General features: G+C 67.2%; 12 protein-coding genes, 2 tRNA genes and 3 rRNA genes. 6 read left to right on the top strand and 11 right to left on the bottom strand.

Features of this window, described 5'->3' with window-relative positions; all coding sequences use genetic code 11:
- Positions 1 to 28: 28 nt before the first annotated feature.
- From rrf to lldD, 8 genes are all read right to left on the bottom strand, one after another.
- Positions 29 to 144: ribosomal RNA gene (gene rrf, locus C9F13_RS15925) — 5S ribosomal RNA — on the bottom strand.
- Between the two features lie 84 nt (positions 145 to 228).
- Positions 229 to 3,116: ribosomal RNA gene (locus tag C9F13_RS15930) — 23S ribosomal RNA — on the bottom strand.
- A 194-nt stretch (positions 3,117 to 3,310) separates the two neighbouring features.
- A tRNA-Ala gene (locus C9F13_RS15935) sits at positions 3,311 to 3,386 on the bottom strand.
- Positions 3,387 to 3,400: 14 nt separating this feature from the next.
- A tRNA-Ile gene (locus tag C9F13_RS15940) sits at positions 3,401 to 3,477 on the bottom strand.
- Between the two features lie 98 nt (positions 3,478 to 3,575).
- A 16S ribosomal RNA gene (locus C9F13_RS15945) occupies positions 3,576 to 5,113 on the bottom strand.
- Together the 16S, 23S and 5S rRNA genes with 2 tRNA genes alongside form the textbook arrangement of a ribosomal RNA operon.
- Before the next feature lie 716 nt (positions 5,114 to 5,829).
- Positions 5,830 to 7,566, bottom strand: coding sequence for a hypothetical protein (locus C9F13_RS15950; RefSeq protein ID WP_108447241.1), 1,737 nt, complete (start codon positions 7,564 to 7,566; stop codon positions 5,830 to 5,832).
- Between the two features lie 141 nt (positions 7,567 to 7,707).
- Complete coding sequence (locus tag C9F13_RS15955; RefSeq protein ID WP_211310988.1) at positions 7,708 to 10,584, bottom strand: FAD-binding and (Fe-S)-binding domain-containing protein; 2,877 nt, start codon at positions 10,582 to 10,584, stop codon at positions 7,708 to 7,710.
- Positions 10,585 to 10,619: 35 nt separating this feature from the next.
- Positions 10,620 to 11,771, bottom strand: a complete 1,152-nt coding sequence (gene lldD / locus C9F13_RS15960; RefSeq protein WP_108447242.1) for an FMN-dependent L-lactate dehydrogenase LldD — start codon at positions 11,769 to 11,771, stop codon at positions 10,620 to 10,622.
- Between the two features lie 512 nt (positions 11,772 to 12,283).
- Here lldD and C9F13_RS15965 point away from each other — a divergent pair.
- From C9F13_RS15965 to C9F13_RS15975, 3 genes are read left to right on the top strand one after another with little or no spacing between them, the layout of a single operon-like run.
- Positions 12,284 to 13,057, top strand: a complete 774-nt coding sequence (locus C9F13_RS15965) for a GntR family transcriptional regulator (protein ID WP_108447243.1) — start codon at positions 12,284 to 12,286, stop codon at positions 13,055 to 13,057.
- Positions 13,058 to 13,067: 10 nt separating this feature from the next.
- Positions 13,068 to 14,981, top strand: coding sequence for a sensor histidine kinase (locus tag C9F13_RS15970; RefSeq protein ID WP_108447244.1), 1,914 nt, complete (start codon positions 13,068 to 13,070; stop codon positions 14,979 to 14,981).
- Positions 14,974 to 16,356 carry a sigma-54-dependent transcriptional regulator gene (locus C9F13_RS15975; RefSeq protein ID WP_108447245.1) on the top strand — a complete coding sequence of 461 codons (1,383 nt, stop codon included), beginning with the start codon at positions 14,974 to 14,976 and terminating at the stop codon, positions 16,354 to 16,356. The genes C9F13_RS15970 and C9F13_RS15975 overlap by 8 nt, the downstream gene beginning before the upstream one ends.
- On the opposite strand, the gene C9F13_RS15980 is transcribed toward C9F13_RS15975, so the two are convergent.
- From C9F13_RS15980 to C9F13_RS15990, 3 genes are all read right to left on the bottom strand, one after another.
- Entirely contained in the window at positions 16,332 to 17,003 is a 672-nt protein-coding gene (locus C9F13_RS15980; protein ID WP_108447246.1) for a metal-dependent hydrolase, read from the bottom strand. The genes C9F13_RS15975 and C9F13_RS15980 overlap by 25 nt on opposite strands.
- 80 nt (positions 17,004 to 17,083) lie before the next feature.
- A complete protein-coding gene (locus C9F13_RS15985; RefSeq protein ID WP_108447247.1) occupies positions 17,084 to 17,632 on the bottom strand; it encodes a gamma carbonic anhydrase family protein in 549 nt (182 codons plus the stop codon).
- A gap of 45 nt (positions 17,633 to 17,677) precedes the next feature.
- Positions 17,678 to 19,018, bottom strand: a complete 1,341-nt coding sequence (locus C9F13_RS15990) for a sodium-dependent transporter (RefSeq protein ID WP_108447248.1) — start codon at positions 19,016 to 19,018, stop codon at positions 17,678 to 17,680.
- A 105-nt stretch (positions 19,019 to 19,123) separates the two neighbouring features.
- Here C9F13_RS15990 and prlC point away from each other — a divergent pair, with 105 nt between their 5' ends.
- The 3 genes from prlC to C9F13_RS16005 all read left to right on the top strand — a co-directional run bounded on the left by prlC (position 19,124) and on the right by C9F13_RS16005 (position 23,264).
- Positions 19,124 to 21,172 (top strand): oligopeptidase A, encoded by a 2,049-nt coding sequence (gene prlC / locus C9F13_RS15995; RefSeq protein ID WP_108447249.1) that lies wholly within the window; start codon positions 19,124 to 19,126, stop codon positions 21,170 to 21,172.
- 120 nt (positions 21,173 to 21,292) lie between these two features.
- Positions 21,293 to 21,538 (top strand): YheV family putative zinc ribbon protein, encoded by a 246-nt coding sequence (locus tag C9F13_RS16000; RefSeq protein ID WP_108447250.1) that lies wholly within the window; start codon positions 21,293 to 21,295, stop codon positions 21,536 to 21,538.
- 7 nt (positions 21,539 to 21,545) lie between these two features.
- Positions 21,546 to 23,264 carry a Na/Pi cotransporter family protein gene (locus tag C9F13_RS16005; protein WP_108447251.1) on the top strand — a complete coding sequence of 573 codons (1,719 nt, stop codon included), beginning with the start codon at positions 21,546 to 21,548 and terminating at the stop codon, positions 23,262 to 23,264.
- Positions 23,265 to 23,352 lie beyond the last annotated feature (88 nt).

A 23,352-nucleotide genomic window follows, 5' to 3' on the forward strand; every position in this document is an offset into this window, starting at 1 on the left:
TTGAGCTCGGGGTTTTCTCGGAATAGGTGCCTGACGATGACCTACTCTCGCATGGGGAGGCCCCACACTACCATCGGCGCTGATCGGTTTCACTGCTGAGTTCGGCATGGGATCAGGTGGTTCCCGTACGCTATGGTCGTCAGGCGAAAAACGGTGAATCATGCTGACGAGATGCGTCTCTACGTATCCGTCGTGTCGGTTGCCATCGGCAGACCGCTTGGGTGTTATATGGTCAAGCCTCACGGGCCATTAGTACCGGTTAGCTCAACGCCTTGCAGCGCTTCCACACCCGGCCTATCAACCAGCTGGTCTCGCTGGGCCCTTCAGGAGGCTCAAGGCCTCGGGGAGATCTCATCTTGAAGGGGGCTTCCCGCTTAGATGCTTTCAGCGGTTATCCCGTCCGCACATAGCTACCCGGCAATGCCACTGGCGTGACAACCGGAACACCAGAGGTGCGTCCACTCCGGTCCTCTCGTACTAGGAGCAGCACTTCTCAAATCTCCAACGCCCACGGCAGATAGGGACCGAACTGTCTCACGACGTTCTAAACCCAGCTCGCGTACCACTTTAAATGGCGAACAGCCATACCCTTGGGACCGACTTCAGCCCCAGGATGTGATGAGCCGACATCGAGGTGCCAAACACCGCCGTCGATGTGAACTCTTGGGCGGTATCAGCCTGTTATCCCCGGAGTACCTTTTATCCGTTGAGCGATGGCCCTTCCATACAGAACCACCGGATCACTAGAACCTACTTTCGTACCTGCTCGACGTGTCTGTCTCGCAGTTAAGCACCCTTATGCTCTTGCACTCAATGCACGATTTCCAACCGTGCTGAGGGTACCTTCGTGCTCCTCCGTTACTCTTTGGGAGGAGACCGCCCCAGTCAAACTACCCACCACACACGGTCCTCGATCCGGATAACGGACCTGAGTTAGAACGCCAATGATGCCAGGCTGGTATTTCAAGGTTGGCTCCACTGCGGCTGGCGCCGCAGTTTCCAAGCCTCCCAGCTATCCTACACAAGCAACATCAGCGTCCAGTGTGAAGCTATAGTAAAGGTTCACGGGGTCTTTCCGTCTAGCCGCGGGTACACAGCATCTTCACTGCGATTTCAATTTCACTGAGTCTCGGGTGGAGACAGCGTGGCCATCATTACGCCATTCGTGCAGGTCGGAACTTACCCGACAAGGAATTTCGCTACCTTAGGACCGTTATAGTTACGGCCGCCGTTTACCGGGGCTTCGATCAGGAGCTTCGCGTGAGCTAACACCATCACTTAACCTTCCGGCACCGGGCAGGCGTCACACCCTATACGTCCGCTTGCGCGTTTGCAGAGTGCTGTGTTTTTAATAAACAGTTGCAGCCACCTGGTATCTTCGACCGCTTCGCGCTTAGGGAGCGAGTCCCATCACGCTAATGCGGCGTGCCTTCTCCCGAAGTTACGGCACCATTTTGCCTAGTTCCTTCACCCGAGTTCTCTCAAGCGCCTTGGTATTCTCTACCTGACCACCTGTGTCGGTTTGGGGTACGGTTCCACTGTATCTGAAGCTTAGAGGCTTTTCCTGGAAGCGTGGCATCGATGACTTCCAGACCGTAGTCTGTTCGTCTCGTCTCTCGGCCTTGAAGAACCGGATTTGCCTGATTCTTCAGCCTACTGACTTTCACCAGGACAACCAACGCCTGGCTCACCTAGCCTTCTTCGTCCCCCCATCGCAATACAGTGAAGTACGGGAATATTGACCCGTTTCCCATCGACTACGCCTTTCGGCCTCGCCTTAGGGGCCGACTCACTCTGCTCCGATTAGCGTCGAACAGAAACCCTTGGTCTTCCGGCGGGGGAGTTTTTCACTCCCCTTGTCGTTACTCATGTCAGCATTCGCACTCGTGATACCTCCAGCAGACCTCTCGATCCACCTTCATCGGCGTACACGACGCTCCTCTACCGCTCGTCATTCGACGAACCCGTAGCTTCGGTACCTGGTTTGAGCCCCGTTACATCTTCCGCGCAGGCCGACTCGACTAGTGAGCTATTACGCTTTCTTTAAAGGATGGCTGCTTCTAAGCCAACCTCCTAGCTGTCTGAGCCTTCCCACATCGTTTCCCACTTAACCAGGATTTCGGGACCTTAGCTGACGGTCTGGGTTGTTTCCCTTTTCACAACGGACGTTAGCACCCGCTGTGTGTCTCCCACGCGTCACTCACCGGTATTCGGAGTTTGCCTCGGGTTGGTAAGTCGGGATGACCCCCTAGCCGAAACAGTGCTCTACCCCCGGCGGTGCTACGTGAGGCGCTACCTAAATAGCTTTCGAGGAGAACCAGCTATCTCCGGGCTTGATTAGCCTTTCACTCCGATCCACAAGTCATCCAAATCTTTTTCAACAGATCCTGGTTCGGTCCTCCAGTTGATGTTACTCAACCTTCAACCTGCTCATGGATAGATCGCCCGGTTTCGGGTCTATTCCCAGCGACTGGTCGCCCAGTTAAGACTCGGTTTCCCTACGCCTCCCCTATACGGTTAAGCTCGCCACTGAAAATAAGTCGCTGACCCATTATACAAAAGGTACGCGGTCACAGAACAAGTCTGCTCCCACTGCTTGTACGCACACGGTTTCAGGATCTATTTCACTCCCCTCTCCGGGGTTCTTTTCGCCTTTCCCTCACGGTACTGGTTCACTATCGGTCAGCCAGGAGTATTTAGCCTTGGAGGATGGTCCCCCCGTCTTCAGTCAAGGTTTCTCGTGCCCCGACCTACTCGATTTCACACCAATCAGATTTCGACTACGGGGCTATCACCCTGTATCGCGTGGCTTCCCAACCACTTCGTCTATCAGTCATGGTGCTTAAGGGCTGGTCCCCGTTCGCTCGCCGCTACTAGGGGAATCTCGGTTGATTTCTTTTCCTCGGGGTAATGAGATGTTTCAGTTCCCCCGGTTCGCCTCCTGACACCTATGTATTCAGTGCAGGATACCCACGTTGCCGTGGGTGGGTTTCCCCATTCAGAAATGCCCGGGTCACAGGTTGTTTGCCACCTCGCCGAGCCTTATCGCAGGCTTCCACGTCTTTCATCGCCTCTGGCTGCCTAGGCATCCACCGTGTGCGCTTCATCGCTTGACCATATAACCCCAAGAGGTCTGGTCCGCGATGACAATCGACAATTGCCGGATACGCTTGAGACGTATCTCGTGTCTCTTCCTCTCGGAAGAAACGTTTGTCAGCATGATTCACATTGTTAAAGAGCACTGTTCAGAGAACAGTGGGAAGCCGTCTGGCTTGCCGCTGGTCTCTGTGACCGGACTGTCAGGTGAGGATGGTGGAGCCTAGCGGGATCGAACCGCTGACCTCCTGCGTGCAAGGCAGGCGCTCTCCCAGCTGAGCTAAGGCCCCTCTGATCCTGCAAATGGTGGGTCTGGGCAGACTTGAACTGCCGACCTCACCCTTATCAGGGGTGCGCTCTAACCAACTGAGCTACAGACCCGGCTACAAACCACTGGGTCCGCGACCCAAACAGTCTTTGCTCTGGTCGATCAGGTAATTCATTGTGGACACTTGCCGAGTGCCGGCGACGTCGTCGATTAAGGAGGTGATCCAGCCGCAGGTTCCCCTACGGCTACCTTGTTACGACTTCACCCCAGTCATGAACCACACCGTGGTGATCGCCCTCCGAAGTTAGGCTAACCACTTCTGGTGCAGTCCACTCCCATGGTGTGACGGGCGGTGTGTACAAGGCCCGGGAACGTATTCACCGTGACATTCTGATTCACGATTACTAGCGATTCCGACTTCACGGAGTCGAGTTGCAGACTCCGATCCGGACTGAGACCGGCTTTATGGGATTAGCTCCACCTCGCGGCTTCGCAACCCATTGTACCGACCATTGTAGCACGTGTGTAGCCCTACCCGTAAGGGCCATGATGACTTGACGTCGTCCCCACCTTCCTCCGGTTTGTCACCGGCAGTCTCCCTAGAGTTCCCGACCGAATCGCTGGCAAATAGGGACAAGGGTTGCGCTCGTTACGGGACTTAACCCAACATTTCACAACACGAGCTGACGACAGCCATGCAGCACCTGTCTGAGAGTTCCCGAAGGCACCAATCCATCTCTGGAAAGTTCTCTCGATGTCAAGGGTAGGTAAGGTTCTTCGCGTTGCATCGAATTAAACCACATGCTCCACCGCTTGTGCGGGCCCCCGTCAATTCATTTGAGTTTTAACCTTGCGGCCGTACTCCCCAGGCGGTCGACTTATCGCGTTAACTGCGCCACAAAGGTCTCAAGGACCCCAACGGCTAGTCGACATCGTTTACGGCGTGGACTACCAGGGTATCTAATCCTGTTTGCTACCCACGCTTTCGCACCTCAGTGTCAGTGTCAGTCCAGAAGGCCGCCTTCGCCACTGGTATTCCTCCCGATCTCTACGCATTTCACCGCTACACCGGGAATTCTACCTTCCTCTCCTGCACTCTAGCCTGACAGTTCCGGATGCCGTTCCCAGGTTGAGCCCGGGGCTTTCACAACCGGCTTATCAAGCCACCTACGCGCGCTTTACGCCCAGTAATTCCGATTAACGCTCGCACCCTCCGTATTACCGCGGCTGCTGGCACGGAGTTAGCCGGTGCTTCTTCTGTGAGTGATGTCTTTCCTCCGGCGTATTAAGCCGAAGGCGTTCTTCCTCACTGAAAGTGCTTTACAACCCGAAAGCCTTCTTCACACACGCGGCATGGCTGGATCAGGCTTTCGCCCATTGTCCAATATTCCCCACTGCTGCCTCCCGTAGGAGTTCGGGCCGTGTCTCAGTCCCGATGTGGCTGATCATCCTCTCAGACCAGCTACGGATCGTCGCCTTGGTGAGCCATTACCTCACCAACAAGCTAATCCGACATAGGCTCATCCGATAGCGCAAGGTCCGAAGATCCCCTGCTTTCTCCCGTAGGACGTATGCGGTATTAGCCTGAGTTTCCCCAGGTTATCCCCCACTATCGGGCAGATTCCTATGCATTACTCACCCGTCCGCCGCTCGACGCCTCCTAGCAAGCTAGGATCGTTTCCGCTCGACTTGCATGTGTTAGGCCTGCCGCCAGCGTTCAATCTGAGCCATGATCAAACTCTTCAGTTTAAAGTCTGATAGTTCCTAAGGTGGAACCAAACCTGGCTCAAGGTTCAAACGTCTCATTTGACGAGTCGCTTGCCTTGAATGTTTCAGTGACTGGTCACCGACATCCCGACAAGCGCCCACATGAATTACCTGATCGATTGTTAAAGAGCATCTCGCTGTTGCCGTCGTGTCCGGCCAACTTCTTGCGAAGCGGCGGTCTCGCCGGCGCCCTGCGAGGAAGGCGTATTCTACCTGACCGGCGTTTCTTGTCAACCCTGCGAGGCGTTCCGAAGAAGCGAAGCGGGTGACCGAAACCTCGTTGCGCTAGCGCGCTGCGAGTGCCGATCGAGTGGCGTGCATTCTACCGAATGCGGCGAGTTCGTCAAGCGGGAATTTTCAAAGCGTCTTCGAAAAACCCAAATGGAAACAAGCACTTCTGCCACCATTACCGCCTGCAACGTTTGCCCGTCGCCGGCAGCGGATGCGTACTTTACGGATTTCCCGGGGACCGTGCAAGGCCTTCGTGAAGAAAAATGTCGGGGGCGTGTCGCGAGCGTGACACGGCGATGACAGCCACCTTATCCACAGCGCCTTGCGGCGCCCGGCGCGATGACCGGGTGTGGATAGATTTCTCGCCTTCCAGAGACACGAACGCCCGCGCGAGGCGGGCGTCGTGACGGGCGCAGGATACCGCCCGGGCGGCCTGCTGGCGAGGCCGCTCCTGGTGGAGGATGGCCTCAGCCGCCGATGGCCAGGCGCACCCGTCCGCCATTGCTCTCGTAGGCACTCACCTCGATCTCGTAGGTGCCGGGCTCGAGGTAGCGATGGATCCGTGAGCCGTAGCCGAGGTCCCCGGCATCGTCGTTCTGTTCGCTGACGCCGTTGCCCGTCAGGCCGAGGATGGTGTCCACGGCACCCGAGGTGGTCTCGATGACCACATCCTGAGCCGCCTCGACGACCAGCCGGTAGGTCAGGCTGCGGCCGGGGCTCAGCTGGCCATAGACCACCTCGCCGGTCGCCACCTCTCCCCCGTTGCTGATGCGCCCCTCGAAGGCACGCTGCTCGGTGCGCAGCCGGTAGGCGCCGGTGCCGCTGTAGCTCTCCACGTCCAGGCGGTACTCGCCGGGCTCGAGCACGGTGGTGATCAGGGAGTTGCGATCGCCGCCGCCATCGTCGTCACTCAGGTCGATGCCGTTGCCGTAGAGGCGCAGCACGGGATCGAAGGCGCCGGACTCCAGGGCCAGCTCCACCTCGCTGACCTCGTCGATCACGAAGCGGTAGGTGTTGCTCGTGCCGGCCCCGACCAGGTTGCCGCCGAGGCTCTCGCCGGGCGTCACCTCCCCGCCGTTGCGCAGCTCGCCGTCGAAGGCGCCAAGGGTGACGTCCAGCGCGTACTCGCCGTCCGCCTCGCCGTAGCCGCTCACCTCGACGCGATACTCGCCGGGCATCAGCACGGTCTGCAGCCGGGAGTCGGTGCCGGTGCCACCGTCGTCGTCGACCAGTTCGCTGCCCTCTCCCGTGACGTGCAGCACGGTATCGAAGGCCGAGGAGCGCAGCGCCAGCGCGACGTTGCTGGGCTCATCGATGCGCAGGGTGTAGGCATTGCCGGCGCCGGACTCGAGGGTGCCGGTGATGCGATCGCCATCCCGCAGCGGCCCCGCGTTGCGGCGGCCGTCGGCCAGGTCCTTGCGCTCGGCCACGAGGCGATGGACGCCGTCGGCGCCCAGCAGGCGGGGCGCACACGCCTCGCCGGAGGCCTCGACGGCCTTGTCGTCCTGCTCGACCTCGACGCGATACTCCCCGGCGTCGAGGTAGGCTTCGAGGCGCAGCTCGCCGGGCGCGCAGGCGCGGGCCTGGCGGCTGACGCCGTCGCCGACCAGGCGCAGGCTCAGGTCGGCGCCGCCGGAGAGGGAGAGGTCGATCCAGGCGGGCGCGTCCAGCGTCAGCGGATAGGCCGCGCGACCGTCCTCCAGCCGCCCGACCAGCGCGCCATCGGTTTCGAGCTCGGTCGAGAAGGAGACCGGCTCGGCCTCCAGGCGGTAGGGCCCGAAGGCGCCGTCGTCCTGGCCGCTGACGGCCACCAGGGTGCACGCCTCGGCGGAGGCCATCAGCACCGGGCGCTCACCGCCGGGCTCGCCCGCGACGCTGCCCAGCCACTGGCCCTGCTCGTCGAAGGCCGAGAGGCGGGCGGCGAAGGGCGCGTCGAGCGCATAGCGCACCAGGGACGAGGCATCGTCCGCGCCGCCGCACAGCCAGTGGGCGGCCACGCGGGTGCCGTCGCTGAGGTTGATCTCGCTGGATGAGGTGAGCTCGCCGGCGATGTCGCTGCCGAGCGTGGCCTCGGGGGCCGCGGCGAAGCGCGTCTCCTCCTCGGCGCAGCCGGCCAGCAGGACCAGGCCGGCGGCGCCGACCAGCAGGCGATGGGGGCGCAGGACCGCATGACCGGACGCCTTCCGGATTGCTTGAACTACCACTCGAAGTCTCCCTACGTAAGTATCACTCTCTGTCGCACCCATGCGACGAGAGCTAATACTTTAGCCGAAAACGGTATAGAAGGGGACGCAGCAAGGGCGACCACGGCGCCGCGCCCGGCGGATGCCCGCCGGGCGCGGTTCTCAGGGCGCGGCGCTGGCTCGGTCGAGCAGCGAGAGGATCGAGCGGTAGGGGATGCCGCCGTGCTCGGCCAGGCCGATCTCGCAGGTGCGCGAGTTGGAGTAGCCGGCACTGCAGTCGGCCACCTGCTCGGCCAGCCCCGCCAGCGCGGAGGCGTTGAGCTCCGGCGTGGTGAAGCCCTTGTCGCCGGCGAAGCCGCAGCAGGTGATCTCGGCCGGCACCACCACCTCGCGGGCGCAGGCCCGGGCCAGGGCGACGAACTTGTCGGCCAGCCCCATGCGCGTGCTCGAGCAGGTCACGTGGACGGCGACTCGCTCGTCCACCGGCGTCACGGCGAGCCTCGGCAGCAGGTGATCGTGGGCGAAGGCGACCGGCTCCAGCATCTCGAGGCGCGCGTCGAGGTGCTCGCGCATCTGCAGGGTGCAGGGGCTGGTGTCGCAGAGCACCGGGTAGCGGCCGTTCTGGCTCGCCACCAGCAGCTCGCGGTTGAGCTCGCGCCCCTTGTGGGTCGCCTCCTCGAACTGCCCCTTGGACTGGAAGGCCATGCCGCAGCAGAGGTGGCCGATCATCTCCGGCAGGATCACCTCGAAGCCGGCCTTGTCGAGCAGCGCCAGGGTGATCTCCATCACCGAGCGCTGCTCCGTGTCGTCATGGTCGGCACCGAAGATGCGGGTGGCGCAGGAGGGCAGGTAGACCACCTTGTCCCGGGTGGCATCGCCCGACGACACCCGATCGAGTACCCGAATCGACGCCGACCTGGGCAGCGCCGGGCTCCAGCGGGGCAGGCGGCCGCCGCTCAGGCGGCGCACCCCGCCGCTGGCCCTGGCCATCAGGTCGGTGCCGAGCAGGGCCCTGGCCGCGCCGGCCGCATTGAGCCCGCCCCGGGCCACCCGGGTCGCACCCGAGAAGTGGCGCCCGATCCGCCGGGCGACCCCGGCCGTGCCGGCGGCCCGCTCGTGGCGCATCCCGCGCACCAGGTCGCCGGTGTTGATGCCCACCGGGCACTGGGTGGAGCAGAGGCCGTCGGCGGCGCAGGTCTCGTCCCCCGCGTAGCGATAGTCGTCGCGCAGGGAGGCCAGGCGCGCCTCGTCCTCGGCGCCGCGCGAGGTGCCCAGCGCCTCGAGTCGCGCCAGCTCCCGGGCGATGACGATGCGCTGTCGCGGGGTGAGGGTCAGGTCCTTCGACGGGCAGACCGCCTCGCAGAAGCCGCACTCGATGCACTTGTCGACGATCGCGTCGGCCGCCGGCAGGGGCTTGAGGTTCTCCAGGTGCAGGGTCGGGTTGCGGCTCAGGATCACCTCGGGGTTGAGCAGGTTCTCCGGGTCGAAGAGCGCCTTGATCTCCCACATCAGCGCGTAGGCGTCGGGCCCCCACTCGAGCTCGACGTAGGGCGCCATGTTGCGCCCGGTGCCGTGCTCGGCCTTGAGCGAGCCGCCGTACTCGACGCCGACCAGCTCGGCCACCTCGTCCATCAGCGCCTGGTAGCGCTCCACCTCGCCGGGCTTCTCGAACCCCTGGGGGAAGACGAAGTGCAGGTTCCCCTCCAGGGCGTGGCCGAAGAGGATGGCGTCGCGGTAGCCGTGGCGATGGAAAATGTCGGTCAGCGCCAGTACGCCCTCGTCGAGGCGCTCGATGGGGAAGGCGACGTCCTCGATGATCACCGTGGTGCCGACCTCGCGCACCGCCCCCACCGCCGGGAAGAGCCCCTTGCGGATCTTCCAGTAGAGGGCGTAGGTGTCGGCCTCGCGGGTGAAGGTGACCGGCTCGAGGGTCTGGATCCCCTCGAGGGTCGCCTGCACCGCCTGCATGCGCGCCTCGAGCTCGTCCGCGTCGTTGCCGCGCACGTCGACCAGCAGCGCCGCCGCCCCCTCGGGCAGCGTCTTCAGCACCCCGGGCATGCCCGGCTGGTCCTGCACCGAGCGCAGCGCGGCGCGGTCCATCAGCTCCACCGCGGAGACCGGCGCCTGCTTGAGCGCGATGGTCGCGCGGCAGGTGGTGCCCATGTCGGGGAAGAAGGCCAGGGCCGCGGCCTTGAGGGGCTCGTCGACCACGCTCTCGTAGGTGATGGCGCTGATGAAGCCGAGGGTGCCCTCGGAGCCGATCATCAGGTGCTTGAGGATCTCGATGCCGTCCGTGAAGTCGACCAGGCTGTTGAGGGCGTAGCCGGTGGTGTTCTTGAGCCGGTACTTGTGGCGGATCTTCTCGGCCAGCGCCGCGTTGTCCCGGGTCTCGGCGGCCAGGCGCTCGAGCCCGGCCAGCAGCTCGCCGTGGGAGGCGCGGAAGGCGGCGACGCTCTCGGCATCGGCGGTGTCGAGCAGGCTGCCGTCGGCGAGGATCACGCGGAGGTCGCGCACCGTGCGGTAGCTGTTCTGGGCGGTGCCGCAGCACATCCCGGAGGCGTTGTTGGCGGCGATGCCGCCGACCATGCAGCTGGCGATGGAGGCCGGGTCGGGGCCGATCTTGCGCCCGTAGGGCGCCAGCAGCTGGTTGGCCCGGGCCCCGATCACCCCGGGCTGCAGGCGGATCGCCCGCCCCTCGTCGAGGATCTCGTGGTCGCGCCAGCCGCGCCCCAGCTGGATCAGTACCGAGTCGGTCACCGCCTGGCCGGAGAGCGAGGTGCCGGCGGCGCGAAAGGTCACCGGCAGCCGGCGCGCCCGGCACTCGGCCAGAGTGCGCTTGAGCTCCGCCTCGTTCTCGGGGCGCACCACCAGCCCCGGGATCAGCCGGTAGAAGCTGGCATCGGTGCCGTAGGCCAGGGTGCGCAGCGGATCATCGATCAGCCGCTCGGCGGGCAGCACGTCGCGCAGCGCCTCGCGCAGCGCCTCGAAGGGTGCCGTCACGCCGCCGGCCTCGGTTCCCCGTGCAGTCTCATCGCCCATCTCATCCTCCTATCTCATGCCGACGCGCCGAGTCATTATTCACCGCGGCTCGCACTGCCCACCAGCGAATCCGGCCCGAGATCGGCGATGGTGCGCGCTCCGGTGAGCGTCATTGCCACGCGCATCTCCTTGTCGATCAGCTCGAGCAGATGCGCCACGCCCGCTTCTCCAGCGGTGGCCAGCGCGTAGATGAAGGCACGTCCCAGCAGGACGGTATCGGCTCCCATGGCGATCATGCGCACCACGTCGAGGCCATTGCGCACGCCGGAATCGGCCAGGATGGCCAGGTCGCCCTTGACCGCATCGGCGATAGCCGGCAAGGCATGTGCCGTCGAGGGCACACCATCGAGCTGGCGACCACCATGGTTGGAGACGACGATGCCATCCGCGCCGAAGCGCACGGCATCGCGAGCGTCCTCGGCGTCGAGGATGCCCTTGATGATCATCGGCCCGTCCCAGAACTCGCGGATCCATTCCAGATCCTTCCAGGAGATGGAAGGATCGAAGTTGTCGCCGAGCCAGGCGATATAGTCCTCGAGTTCGGTGGGATGGCCGCGATAGTCTGAGACATTACCCAGGTCATGGGGGCGACCATGAATGCCCACGTCCCAAGCCCAGCGCGGATGGGTCGCCGCCTGAAGCATGCGGCGAATCCCACCGTACTTGCCACTCATGCCGGAATGGGCGTCGCGATAGCGCGCCCCGGGTACGGGCATGTCGACAGTGAAGACGAGCGTCTTGACGCCCGCGGCCTTGGCACGCTCCAGCACATGCTTCATGAACCCCCGGTCCTTCAGCACGTAGAGCTGGAACCAGAGGGGACGATCCACGGCCGAGGCGACTTCATTGATGGGGCAGACCGACACCGTGGACAGCGTGAACGGAATGCCCTTCCCGGCCGCCGCTCTCGCCGCCTGCACCTCGCCTCGCCGGGCGTACATGCCCGTCAGGCCCACCGGCGCCAACGCCACCGGCATGGCCATCGACTCACCGAACAGCTCGGTCTCGAGCGACAGGGAGGACATGTCCTTGAGCACACGTTGGCGCAAGGCGACACCGGCAAGATCCTCGACATTGCGTCGCAGCGTATGCTCGGCGTAGGCACCACCGTCGGCGTAGTGGAAGAGGAAGGGCGGAACACGGCGCTTGGCGGCTCGGCGGTAGTCCGTGGAAGCTGAAATGATCATGGCGAGTCCCGTGCAATGGATGGACGATCCAAGGGTGGCTGGCGACGACCTCGTGTCGAGTGCGGAGCGTCTCACCCTGATACGCGAGCGAACGCATCATGACGAGCCCGCCCCCGAGATCGAATAGTGATCAGACGCACCCTCGTCCCATCCCTGCGCGAGCTCGGGAAGTGCGGCGAGAGCCTGGGAAGTCCGGCGTGAGCCTGTAGGGTAGCGTCTGGTGGCAATCAGGCACGGCCACGTTGCATGACGAATGACCGGGCGAGTTATCGATTATTGGTAAAACCAATTTACATCAGGCGTGAAGCGCACTCTAGAAGCGCCCGACAACCGGTGTCAAACCGCACCCCTTCACGGGCACTTATACTTTAGTCACGTCTCGCTCGGAATATCCCTAACTCATTGAGAGACAGAGCCTTCGCTCGTCGAAGCCGACTTGCCAGGCAAGCATCTCATCGCCTAATATTGGTCTTACCAATTTTATCTTCACCTTTTTCTATCGATGGTGCCCCATGGCCTACCAACCCGTTCAGCATCCGCGCCTCGCCGACGTCATCACCGAGCGCCTGGAGGCGCTGATTCTCGAGGGCAGCCTGCGGCCCGGTCAGCGCCTGCCGCCGGAGCGCGAGCTGGCCGAACGCTTCGGCGTCTCGCGGCCTTCGCTGCGCGAGGCCATCCAGAAGCTCTCGGCCCGCGGGCTGCTGATCAGCCGCCAGGGCGGCGGCACCTTCATCAGCGAGGAGCTCAACAGCGGCTACAGCGACCCGCTGCTGGAGATGCTCGCCCGTCACGGCGAGTTCCACCTCGACCTGCTGGAGTTCCGCGACGCCATGGAGGGCATCTCCGCCTACTACGCCGCGCTGCGCTCCACGCCCACCGACAAGGCGCTTCTGATCTCGCGCTTCGAGGAGCTCGAGGCCTGCTTCAAGGGCCACGACCCGGTGCTCGAGGCGCGCGCCGACGCGGCCTTCCACATGGCCATCGCCGAATCGGCCCACAACGTCCTGCTGCTGCACACCATCCGCGGGATCTTCCACCTGCTGGAGAAGAGCATCGTCGACAACCTGGCCCACCTGTTCGAGAAGGCCGAGTCGCGCCCGCGGCTGATGGAGCAGCACCGCGCCCTGCTCGACGCCATCCTCGAGGGACGCGCCGAGGACGCCCGGGCCCGGGCCCATGAGCACCTGGTGTTCGTCGAGGAGAGCCTGCTCGAGGTCGAGCGCGCCGAGACCCGGGCCCAGCGCGCCCTGCGCCGCTCCCAGGTCATGCCCACCGACTCCCACTGAGGCCCCGGCCATGCCGACTTCGCCCCGCGGCCGCGGCGTGCGCCGCCTGCTCTGGGTGCTGGCCCCGCTGGGGCTGGTGCTTGCCATGTGGCAGGCCGCCCAGCTGGCCCGCGACCAGGCCCTGACGCAGCTGCGCCAGGACGCCGAGAACGAGCTGCGCCTCTCCGCCGAGGGACTGGTCGGCCACCTGTCGCGCCACGACTACCTGCCCGAGCTGCTCGCCTCCCGCGAGATGGTCAAGCGCTTCCTGGCCGCCCCCGAGGCCCAGGACGCGATGCCGCTCAACCGCCTGCTGGACCGCTTCCGCGCCACGGCCGGGGTCTCCGACGTCTACCTGCTCGACCGTGACGGCGACACCCTGGCGGCCAGCAACTGGCATCGCCCCGCCACCTTCATCGGCCAGAACTACGCCTTTCGCCGCTACTACCAGGAGGCGATCGCCGGCCGCCCCGGGCGCTTCTATGGCCTCGGCGTGCAGTCCCGCGAGCGCGGCTACTACTTCTCGGCCCCGGTGTGGCTGGAAGAGACCGCCCCGGACGCCACCGCCGACGGCGTCATGGTGGTGAAGGTGCTGCTCGACACCGTGGAGGCGGGCTGGGCCGAGCAGGACGCCGAGCTGCTGGTCATCGACGGCGACGACATCATCTTCATGGCCAGCCGTCCGGAGCTGCGCATGCAGGCGCTGCGGCCGCTCTCCGACGCCGACCGCGAGGCGCTGCTGGCGACCCGCCGCTACGCCGACGAGTCCCTCGACGCCTCCGGCATCGCCTTCCTGGGCGACCTCGAGGAGCACGGCCAGCGGATCGGCTTTCGCCACGGGCCCCTGGCCGACACCGAGTACCTGGGGCTCTCGCGCCAGATGCCGGACTTCGGCTGGCGGATGCAGATCCTCACCTCGCTGGCCCCGGTGACCCGGGCGCAGTGGCTCGCCGCCCTGCTCGCCGGCGGCCTCTACGGCGTGGTGGTGCTGGCCGGCGGCATCGGCTGGCAGCGCCTGCGGCTGCGCCGCGAGCGCGAGCAGTTCGCCGAGCGCGAGCGCCGCACCCTGGCCCGGGCCCGGGACGAGCTGGAGCGCAACGTCCAGCGCCGCACCCGCGACCTGGTCGAGACCAACCAGCGCCTCTCCGGGGAGATCGAGGAGCGCCGGCTCGCCGAGGAACGCCTGCGCCAGACCCGCGACGAGCTGATCCAGGCGGCCAAGCTGGCCGTGCTCGGCCAGCTCGCCGCCGGCATCAACCACGAGCTCAACCAGCCGCTGGCGGCGATCCGCGCCTACGCCGAGAACGCCAGCGCCTTCCTCGAGCGCGGCCGCCCCGAGGCGACCCGCGACAACCTGGCGCAGATCGTCGAACTCACCGAGCGCATGGCGGAGATCAGCGCCCAGCTGCGCCAGTTCTCGCGCAAGAGCGGCGACCGCCCCACCGCCGTGTCGGTGCCGGCCTGCTTCGACTACGCCCTGCGCCTCTTCCAGTCGCGGCTGCGCGAGGGCGGCGTCACGGTCGAGCGCGACTGGCCCGAGCAAGAGGCCTGGGTACGCGCCGACCTGGTGCGCCTCGAGCAGGTGCTGGTCAACCTGATCGGCAACGCCCTGCAGGCCATGGGCCAGACGCCCGAGCCGCGCCTGGGCCTGGTCATCGAACCCGGCGAGACGACGGTGTGCATCCGGGTGATCGACAACGGCCCCGGCATCGCGGACGAGCACCTGGGGCGGATCTTCGAGCCCTTCTTCACCACCAAGTCGCCGGGCAGCGGCCTGGGGCTCGGCCTCTCGATCTCGGCGCGCATCATCGACGACCTGGACGGCGAGCTGAGCGCGGACCGGGCCCCCGGCGGCGGCGCCCGCTTCACCATCACCCTGCCCCGCGCCGCCGACCCCGACGGCACCGGCGAGCCGCGGACCAAGGAGCACGACACCCATGCATGACCCGGCGACCCTCCCGGTGATGATCATCGACGACGAGGCGCACCTGCGCATCACCGCCGGCCAGACCCTTGAGCTGGCCGGCTACGCCCCCCAGGCTTACGACAGCGCCGAGGCCGCCCTGGCGGCCCTGCCCCCGGACTTCCCCGGAGTGGTGGTCAGCGACATCCGCATGCCCGGCATGGACGGCATGGCGCTGCTGCGCGAGGTGAGAAGCCGGGATCCCGATCTGCCGGTGATCCTGATCACCGGCCACGGCGACATCTCCACCGCCGTGGAGGCGATGCGCGAGGGCGCCTGGGACTTCCTCGAGAAGCCCTTCCCCGGCGAGCGGCTGGTGGAGATGGTGCGCCGCGGCGTCGACAAGCGCCGCCTGAGCCTGGAGAACCGCGCGCTCAAGGCCGAGCTAGAGGCCCAGCAGTCGGCGCCGGGACCGCGCCTGGTGGGCCGCACCCCGGCCATCCAGCGCCTCGCCTCGATGGTCCAGCGCATCAGCCAGGTCGAGACCGACGTGCTGCTGTTCGGCGAGACCGGTGCCGGCAAGGACCTGGTGGCCCGGGCCATCCACGAGCGCAGCCGCCGCGGCGGCCGCCCCTTCGTGGCCATCAACTGCGGCGCGGTGCCCGAGAGCATCATCGAGTCGGAGCTCTTCGGCCACGAGAAGGGCGCCTTCACCGGCGCCGTGGAGCGGCGCATCGGCAAGTTCGAGCACGCCGAGGGCGGCACGGTGTTCCTCGACGAGATCGAGTCGATGCCGCTGGCGCTGCAGGTCAAGCTGCTGCGGGTGCTCCAGGAGCGCTCCGTCGAGCGCCTCGGCGCCAACGTGCCGGTGCCGCTCGACCTGCGGGTGATCGCCGCCACCAAGGTCGACCTCAAGGCCGCGGCCGAGGCGGGGCGCTTCCGCGAGGACCTCTACTACCGCCTCGAGGTGGTCACCCTGCCGATTCCGCCGCTGCGCGAGCGCCGCGAGGACATCCCGCTGCTGTTCCAGCACTTCGCCGTGGTGGCCGCCAACCGCAGCGGGCTGGAGGCGCCGCCGCTGGACGCCGGCGGCGTCTCGGCGCTGCTCGCCCACGACTGGCCGGGCAACGTGCGTGAGCTACGGAACCTCGCCGAGCGCTACGTGCTGCTCGGCGCCACCTGCGACTACCGCCTCGACGCCCTGCTGCGCGGCGTGGGCAGCGACGCCGTCGACCTGGCGCTGCCCCGGCAGGTGGAGCTGTTCGAGAAGAGCCTGATCGACCAGGCCCTGGCACGCCATCGCGGCCGGGTCAGTGAGGCCTGCGAGCAGCTCGGCCTGCCGCGCAAGACCCTCTACGACAAGCTCCGAAAGTACGACCTCAAGGCCGAGGACTACCGCCAGAGCGAGGCGCCCTGAACGAGCAGCTCGCGCAGCGGCCCCCAGGGCGGCAGCCAGGGGGCGAGACTCACCGCCGCCATCAGCATCGCCAGGGAGTTGCCCGGCTCGCGCCAGTCGAAGGGCTTGAGGGCGGTGCCGAAGGAGCGCTTGAGGCGCGCGCCGGTGAGATCGACGCTGTAGAGCTCGTCGAGCAGCAGGTGGATGACGAAGCCGAGCGCCAGGGCGGCGCCCTGGGCCCAGGCCAGGTGGTCGGGCTGGTCGAACAGCCGGTGGCTCAGCGCGGTGGTGGAGAGCCCGCACAGCCCGGCCGCCAGCAGCGAGTGCCAGAGGCCGCGGTGCACGGTGAAGCGGGCGAACAGCGCCCCGGCCAGGAAGCGCACGGCGAGATAGATCGCCCCGCACGCCATCAGCAGGGTGCCGACGGGCAGCCGGGCCTGCAGCAGCAGGGCGCTGGCCACCACCGCGGGCACGGCCAGCAGGTGGAAGATCAGGCGGATCGCCCTGGAGCGGTCGGCGTCGATGTCGGGCAGGATGCCGCCGAGGGTCACCAGCGCCAGCAGCGGCAGGCTCTCCACGGCGCCCCACAGGCCTGCCTGCCAGCCGCCATGGGCCAGCACGGCGCCGCCGGCGGCGGCCACGCCGAAGTGGGTGCGAAAGTTGGCCATGCCGGGGCGCGCCCCTCGATTACTGGATAAATGACCAGATTATCGCGCGCCCCGACAATGGAAAACAATGGGTTAGAGAATCATTCCGCGGCCGCCAGGTACTCGTCCTTCAACTTTACATAGTTGCCGGCGGTATAGGGGAAGAAGGCGCGCTCGGACTCCTTGATCGGCCGCAGCGCCTTGGCGGGGTTGCCGGCGTAGACGTGGCCGCTCGCCAGGTGCTTGCCGGGCGTCACCACGGCCCCGGCGGCGATGATCACCTCGTCCTCGACCACCGCACCGTCCATGACGATGGCGCCCATGCCGACCAGGATGCGACTGCCCAGGGTGCAACCGTGCAGGATCGCCTTGTGGCCGATGGTCACGTCATCGCCGATGGTCAGCGGGAAGCCGTCGGGATTGAAGTCGCTGGCGTGGGTGATGTGCAGCACGCTGCCGTCCTGCACGCTGACCCGCGCGCCGATGCGGATGCGGTGCATGTCGCCACGGATCACCGTCATCGGCCACACCGAGCAGTCGTCGCCCAGCACCACGTCGCCCAGCACCACGCAGTCCGGGTCGATGTAGACCCGCTCGCCCAGCTGCGGCTCATGGCCCTGCCAGGGCCGCAGGCACGTTGCCTCGCTCATCGTTCACCTCATCGTTGTGGGGTCAGGCCGGTCCGTTCGGGCCGGTCAGATCAGTCCGGCTCCCAATACTACCAGCGTCAGCGGGATCGACACCCAGCGCAGCAGCGCGCGCCAGAAGCGAAAGCCGTTGGGGCCGGCATCCAGCGCCCGCAGGGCCTCCTGCTCGGGCATCACCCAGGCGGCGAACACCGCGATCAGCAGTCCGCCCAGCGGCAGGAAGATCTCCGGCGGGATGGTGCTGACCAGCTCGAAGGGGTTCATGCCGAACAGCACCTGGGTCTCGGCCAGGCTCGAGAAGGAGAGCACCGAGAGCATGCCGAGCCCCCATACCGCGATGCCCACCGCGGCCGACGCCTGGCCGCGCTTGAGTCCCCAGCCCTGCAGGGTGGCGACCATCGGCTCGGCGAGGTTGATCGAGGAGGTCCAGGTCGCCAGCAGCAGCAGCAGGAAGAACAGCGACAGCCACAGCGGCCCGCCGGGCAGCTCGGCGAAGGCCACCGGCAGGGTCACGAACATCAGCCCCGGCCCCTCGCCCGGGTCCATGCCCTGAGCGAACACCACCGAGAAGATGGCGATGCCGGCGAGCAGCGCCACCGCCACGTCGAGCACCGCCACCGCTGCCGCGGCGCGGGGCAGGCTCTGGTGGTCGGGCATGTAGGCGCCGTAGGCCATCAGCGCGCAGGCGCCCACCGCCAGGGTGAAGAAGGCGTGACCCATGGCCTGCAGCATCACCAGCGGGGTCACCGCCGAGACGTCGGGCAGGAACAGCCAGGCGAGCGCCGGGCCGAAGCCCTCGGTGGTGGCGGCATAGCCCGCCAGAACCAGCAGCAGCGCGTAGAGCATCGGCATCAGCAGGTTGTTGAGCTTCTCGAGCCCCTTGGTCACCCCGGCGGCGACCACCAGCATGGTCATCACCAGGAACAGAGTGTGGTTGAAGGTCAGCCGCCCGGGGTCGGCGAGGAAGGCGTCGAAGCCCGCGCCGATCTCGGCCGCGCTGCGCCCGACGAAGTCGCCGTTGATGGAGGCCACCAGGAATTCGATGGACCAGCCCGACACGACCGAGTAGAAGGAGAGGATGCAGAAGACCGTGAAGGCGCCGAACAGCCCCAGCCAGCGCCAGTGGCGCGAGCCCCCGGCCTGGGCGGCCAGGTGGCCGATCGACTGCATGGGGCTGCGCCGCCCGGCCCGGCCGACCAGGATCTCGGCCATCATCATCGGCAGCCCCAGCAGCAGCACGAAGGCCACGTAGAGCAGCAGGAAGACGGCGCCGCCGTTCTCTCCGGTGATGTAGGGGAAGCGCCAGATGTTGCCCAGCCCCACCGCCGCTCCGGTCACCGCCAGGATAAAGGCGCGTCGCGTGCCCCAGCGTTCCAGCGTCTCGTTCATCGGTCACACCCTGCGTGCCTGAAAAGGGCGCAAGCCTAGCATATTGAAAGCCGGCGCGACCGCCCGCATCTACGACCCATCCTTCATTCCCGATTCGAGGTGCGCATGCCCCGCAATCCCTTGCTCGACGCCCACGACCTCCCCCCCTTCGACGCGATCCGTCCCGAGCACGTGGTGCCGGCCGTGGAGGCCCTGCTGGCCGAGAATCGCACCGCCATCGAGGCGCTGGTGGCCCGCGCCGAGCAGGCGCCCCCGACCTGGGAGAGCCTGGCCGCCCCGCTGGAGGCCCTCAACGACCGGCTGGCCCGCGCCTGGTCGCCGGTCTCGCACCTCAACGGCACCATGAACAGCCCCGAGCTTCGCGAGGCCTACCAGGCCTGCCTGGGCCAGCTCTCCGACTACAGCACCTGGATCGGCCAGCACGAGGGGCTCTTCCGCGCCTGGCAGGCACTGCGTGACGGCCCCGCCTGGGCCGAGCTCGACGAGGGCCAGCGGCGCACCGTGGAGAACGCCCTGCGCGACTTCCGCCTGGCCGGCGTCGACCTGCCCGCCGAGCAGAAGCAGCGCTACGGCGAGATCAAGTCGCGCCTCTCCGAGCTCGCCAACACCTTTTCCAACCAGCTGCTGGACGCCACCCAGGCCTGGCACCTGGACCTCGCCGACGCGAGCCGCCTTTCCGGGCTGCCCGAGAGCGCCTTGGCCACCCTCAAGGCCAACGCCGAGGCCAAGGGCCTCGAGGGCTATCGCATCACCCTGGACTTCCCGAGCTTCTTCCCGGTGATGACCTACGCCGAGGATCGCGCGCTGCGCCACGAGGTCTACACCGCCTTCGTCACTCGCGCCTCGGACCAGGGCCCCCACGCCGGCGAGTACGACAACGCCCCGGTGATGGAGGAGATCCTCGCCCTGCGCCACGAGCTCGCCGGGCTCCTGGGCTTCGCCGACTACGCCGACTATTCGCTGGCCACCAAGATGGCCGAGTCCCCCGAGCAGGTGATCACCTTCCTCGAGGACCTGGCCGAGCGCGCCGTGCCCCAGGCCCGCGAGGAGTACGCCGAGCTCGCCGCCTTCGCCCGCGACGAGCTGGGCATGGACGCCCTCGAGCCCTGGGACGTGGGCTTCGCCAGCGAGAAGCTGCGCGAGGCGCGCTACGCCATCTCCGACGAGCAGCTGCGCCCCTACTTCCCGGCGCCCCAGGTGGTCGACGGCCTGTTCCGGGTGGTCGAGCGCCTCTACGGCGTGACCTTCGAGGAAGACGAGAGCGCACCCCGCTACCACCCCGACGTGCGCTACTTCCAGATCCTCGAGCAGGGCGCGCCCATCGCCGGCTTCTACCTCGACCTCTACGCCCGCGAGGGCAAGCGCGGCGGCGCCTGGATGGACGAGTGCCGGGTGCGGCGCCTGGAGGCCGGTGAGGTCCAGCTACCGGTGGCCTACCTGACCTGCAACTTCACCCGTCCGGTGGGCGACGCCCCGGCGCTGCTGACCCACGACGAGGTCACCACCCTCTTCCACGAGTTCGGCCACGGCCTGCACCACATGCTGACCCGCCAGACCGTCGCCGACATCTCCGGCATCAACGGCGTGGCCTGGGACGCGGTGGAGCTGCCCAGCCAGTTCATGGAGAACTTCTGCTGGGAGCGCGAGGGCCTGGACCTGATCGCCGCCCACGTGGAGACCGGCGAGCCGCTGCCCGAGGCGCTGTTCGAGAAGCTGATCGCGGCCAAGAACTTCCAGTCCGCCATGGGCATGGTGCGCCAGCTGGAGTTCTCGCTGTTCGACTTCCGCCTGCACCGGGAGCACGCCGCGCCCTCGGCCGGGGAGATCCAGGCGCTGCTCGACGCGGTGCGCGACGCCGTCTCGGTGTTCCCGCGGGCCGCCTTCAACCGCTTCCAGAACGGCTTCGGCCACATCTTCGCCGGCGGCTACGCGGCGGGCTACTACAGCTACAAGTGGGCCGAGGTGCTCTCGGCGGACGCCTGGAGCGCCTTCGAGGAGGCCGGCATCTTCGACCCCGAGACCGGACGGCGCTTCCGCACCGAGATCCTCGAGCGCGGCGGCTCCCGGGACGCCGCCGAGCTGTTCCGCGCCTTCCGCGGCCGCGAGCCCAGCGTCGAGCCGCTGCTGCGCCACAGCGGCATCAGGGCGGCCTGACAAGGCCGCCCGAACGGTGCGCCGGGCCACCCCGGCGCGCCCCGTCGGGGTAGAATGACCGCATCCGCGCGTCGTCCTGCCCCGACGCCCCAATCCGAACCGCACCTTTCAGGAGGCCTCATGGCCACCCAGAAACGCTTTATCGCCGGCGCCATCTGCCCGCGCTGCGCCGAGATGGATCGCATCCGCGCCTGGGAGCAGAATGGCGTGCGCTACCGCGACTGCGTCAGCTGCGACTTCTTCGAGCAGCTGCCCATCGAGGACGAGGCGCTCCCCGAGCTCGAGACCCGGGTCAACCGCGAGCGCGAGGAGCAGCGCAGCGCCGAGCTGCAGACCGTCAAGATCCTCGACCCCAAGGGGCGCTGAGCCGCCCATGCTCCGGGGAGCGAGCGCGGCCCTGACCGCCCGGCGCCCCATGCTGGAACTGCTGGGGCTCGCCACGGCGGCGGCGTTGCTGGTCGCGCGGCTGGACATCGCCACCCTGGCCGCCGGCCTGGGCCTCTTCCTGTGGGGCATGACCCACCTGGAGGAGGCCATCAAGCGCCTCTCCGGCGGCACCCTGGACCGCTGGCTGCATGCCGCCACCCGGCGCCCCTCCCGGGCCATCGCCGTCGGCGCCCTGGCCACCGCCCTGGTGCAGTCCAGCTCGCTGGTCACCCTGCTGGCGATGTCCTTCGTCGGTGCCGGCCTCGTGGCGTTGCCCGCCGGCATCGCCCTGCTGTTTGGCGCCAACCTCGGCACCACCACCGGCGCCTGGCTGATCGCCGGCCTCGGTCTCAAGGCGAGCCTCGCCCAGTACGCCATGCCGCTGCTGGCCCTGGGGCTGCTGGGCTCGCGGCTGCTGCAGGGCAGTCGCGCCGGGCTTGCCGGCCTGCTGCTCGGCGTGGGCCTGCTGCTGCTCGGCATCGACTTCATGAAGCTCGGCTTCGAGAGCTGGCAGGACGGCCTGACGCTCGACGGCCTGGCCGGCGAGCGCCTCTGGCACTGGCCGCTGCTGGTGCTGTTCGGCGTCACCGCCACCGTGGTCATGCAGTCGAGCCATGCCACCCTGCTGATCACCCTCACCGCCCTGGCCTCCGGCCAGCTGCCCTACCTGCCGGCGCTGGCCATCGCCATCGGCGCCAACATCGGCACCACCGTGACCGCGGTGATCGGCGCCTTCGGCGCCAGCACCGCCGGCCGGCGCCTGGCCGGGGCCCACGTGATCTTCAACCTGGTCACTGCGGCCGTGGCCCTGGCGCTGCTACTGCCGATGGCCGGGCTGGTGGACCGTATCGCCGAGCTGATCGGGCTGGCCCCGGATGCCTGGCCGCTCAAGCTGGCGCTCTTCCACACCCTCTTCAACGGGCTCGGCATCGCGCTGATGCTGCCCGTCATCCCGCGGCTCGCGGCGGGTCTGGAGCGCCTCTTCCCCGGGCCCGCGCGGCTGGCCCCCTCTCAGGCGCGCTACCTGGACGCCACGGCCCTGCAGCACGCCGACACGGCGCTCGCGGCCATCGCCCAGGAGTGCCGGCGCCTGGAGCGGCGCACCTACCACCTGCTCGCCTCGGCGCTGCTGGTGCCGAGCGGCGAGGTGATCGGCCATCCGCCCAGCCGCGAGGTGATCGAGGCGCCCATCGATCCCGAGGCCTGGCCGCCGGTCAACACGCGCTACCACGAGCGCATCAAGCCGCTGATGGCGGAGATCCTCGACTTCTACTCGCGTATCGACATGCCCCTCACCGAGGCCCAGGAGGCGCGCCTCGAGGCCCTCTACGCCCGCACGCTGCGCCTGGTCGAGGCGGTGCGCTTCGGCGAGGTGCTGCAGCGCAGCCTGCTGCGCCATGCCGCGGCGGCGAGCCCCCTGCGCGAGGCCCACGACGACCTGCGCCTGGCGGTCGCCGAGGGCCTCAACCGGCTGGCCAACGACCCGGGCGCCGCCGACATCGGCGCGCCCCTCGAGGAGGTGCGCCGCCGCTGGCAGCACGAGCTGGCCGAGCGGCTGCGCCGCCAGCGCCTGGATCCCTGGCTCGCCTCCTCGCTGATGAACGACCTCCACCAGGCCAGCCGGCTGACCGCCGCGCTGGCCTCGCCCCCCGCCGTGGCGGCCTGACGCCGCCGCGCCGCGCCCCTGACGTGCGGATTTCCGCACACCGCGACGCCCGCCCCGTGCGGGATCCCGGCCCCGACGCGTCTTTCTC

The sequence above is a fragment of the Halomonas denitrificans genome (genome assembly GCF_003056305.1).
In the GTDB taxonomy this organism is placed as follows: domain Bacteria; phylum Pseudomonadota; class Gammaproteobacteria; order Pseudomonadales; family Halomonadaceae; genus Halomonas; species Halomonas denitrificans.

What these genes read in the sequence shown, in the direction of transcription:
- C9F13_RS15955 (WP_211310988.1), bottom strand. Translation starts at nt 10,584, where the DNA reads ATGGGCGATGAGACTGCACGGGGAACCGAGGCCGGCGGCGTGACGGCA.
- lldD (WP_108447242.1), bottom strand. Translation starts at nt 11,771, where the DNA reads ATGATCATTTCAGCTTCCACGGACTACCGCCGAGCCGCCAAGCGCCGT.
- C9F13_RS15965 (WP_108447243.1), top strand. Translation starts at nt 12,284, where the DNA reads ATGGCCTACCAACCCGTTCAGCATCCGCGCCTCGCCGACGTCATCACC.
- C9F13_RS15970 (WP_108447244.1), top strand. Translation starts at nt 13,068, where the DNA reads ATGCCGACTTCGCCCCGCGGCCGCGGCGTGCGCCGCCTGCTCTGGGTG.
- C9F13_RS15975 (WP_108447245.1), top strand. Translation starts at nt 14,974, where the DNA reads ATGCATGACCCGGCGACCCTCCCGGTGATGATCATCGACGACGAGGCG.
- C9F13_RS15980 (WP_108447246.1), bottom strand. Translation starts at nt 17,003, where the DNA reads ATGGCCAACTTTCGCACCCACTTCGGCGTGGCCGCCGCCGGCGGCGCC.
- C9F13_RS15985 (WP_108447247.1), bottom strand. Translation starts at nt 17,632, where the DNA reads ATGAGCGAGGCAACGTGCCTGCGGCCCTGGCAGGGCCATGAGCCGCAG.
- C9F13_RS15990 (WP_108447248.1), bottom strand. Translation starts at nt 19,018, where the DNA reads ATGAACGAGACGCTGGAACGCTGGGGCACGCGACGCGCCTTTATCCTG.
- prlC (WP_108447249.1), top strand. Translation starts at nt 19,124, where the DNA reads ATGCCCCGCAATCCCTTGCTCGACGCCCACGACCTCCCCCCCTTCGAC.
- C9F13_RS16000 (WP_108447250.1), top strand. Translation starts at nt 21,293, where the DNA reads ATGGCCACCCAGAAACGCTTTATCGCCGGCGCCATCTGCCCGCGCTGC.
- C9F13_RS16005 (WP_108447251.1), top strand. Translation starts at nt 21,546, where the DNA reads ATGCTCCGGGGAGCGAGCGCGGCCCTGACCGCCCGGCGCCCCATGCTG.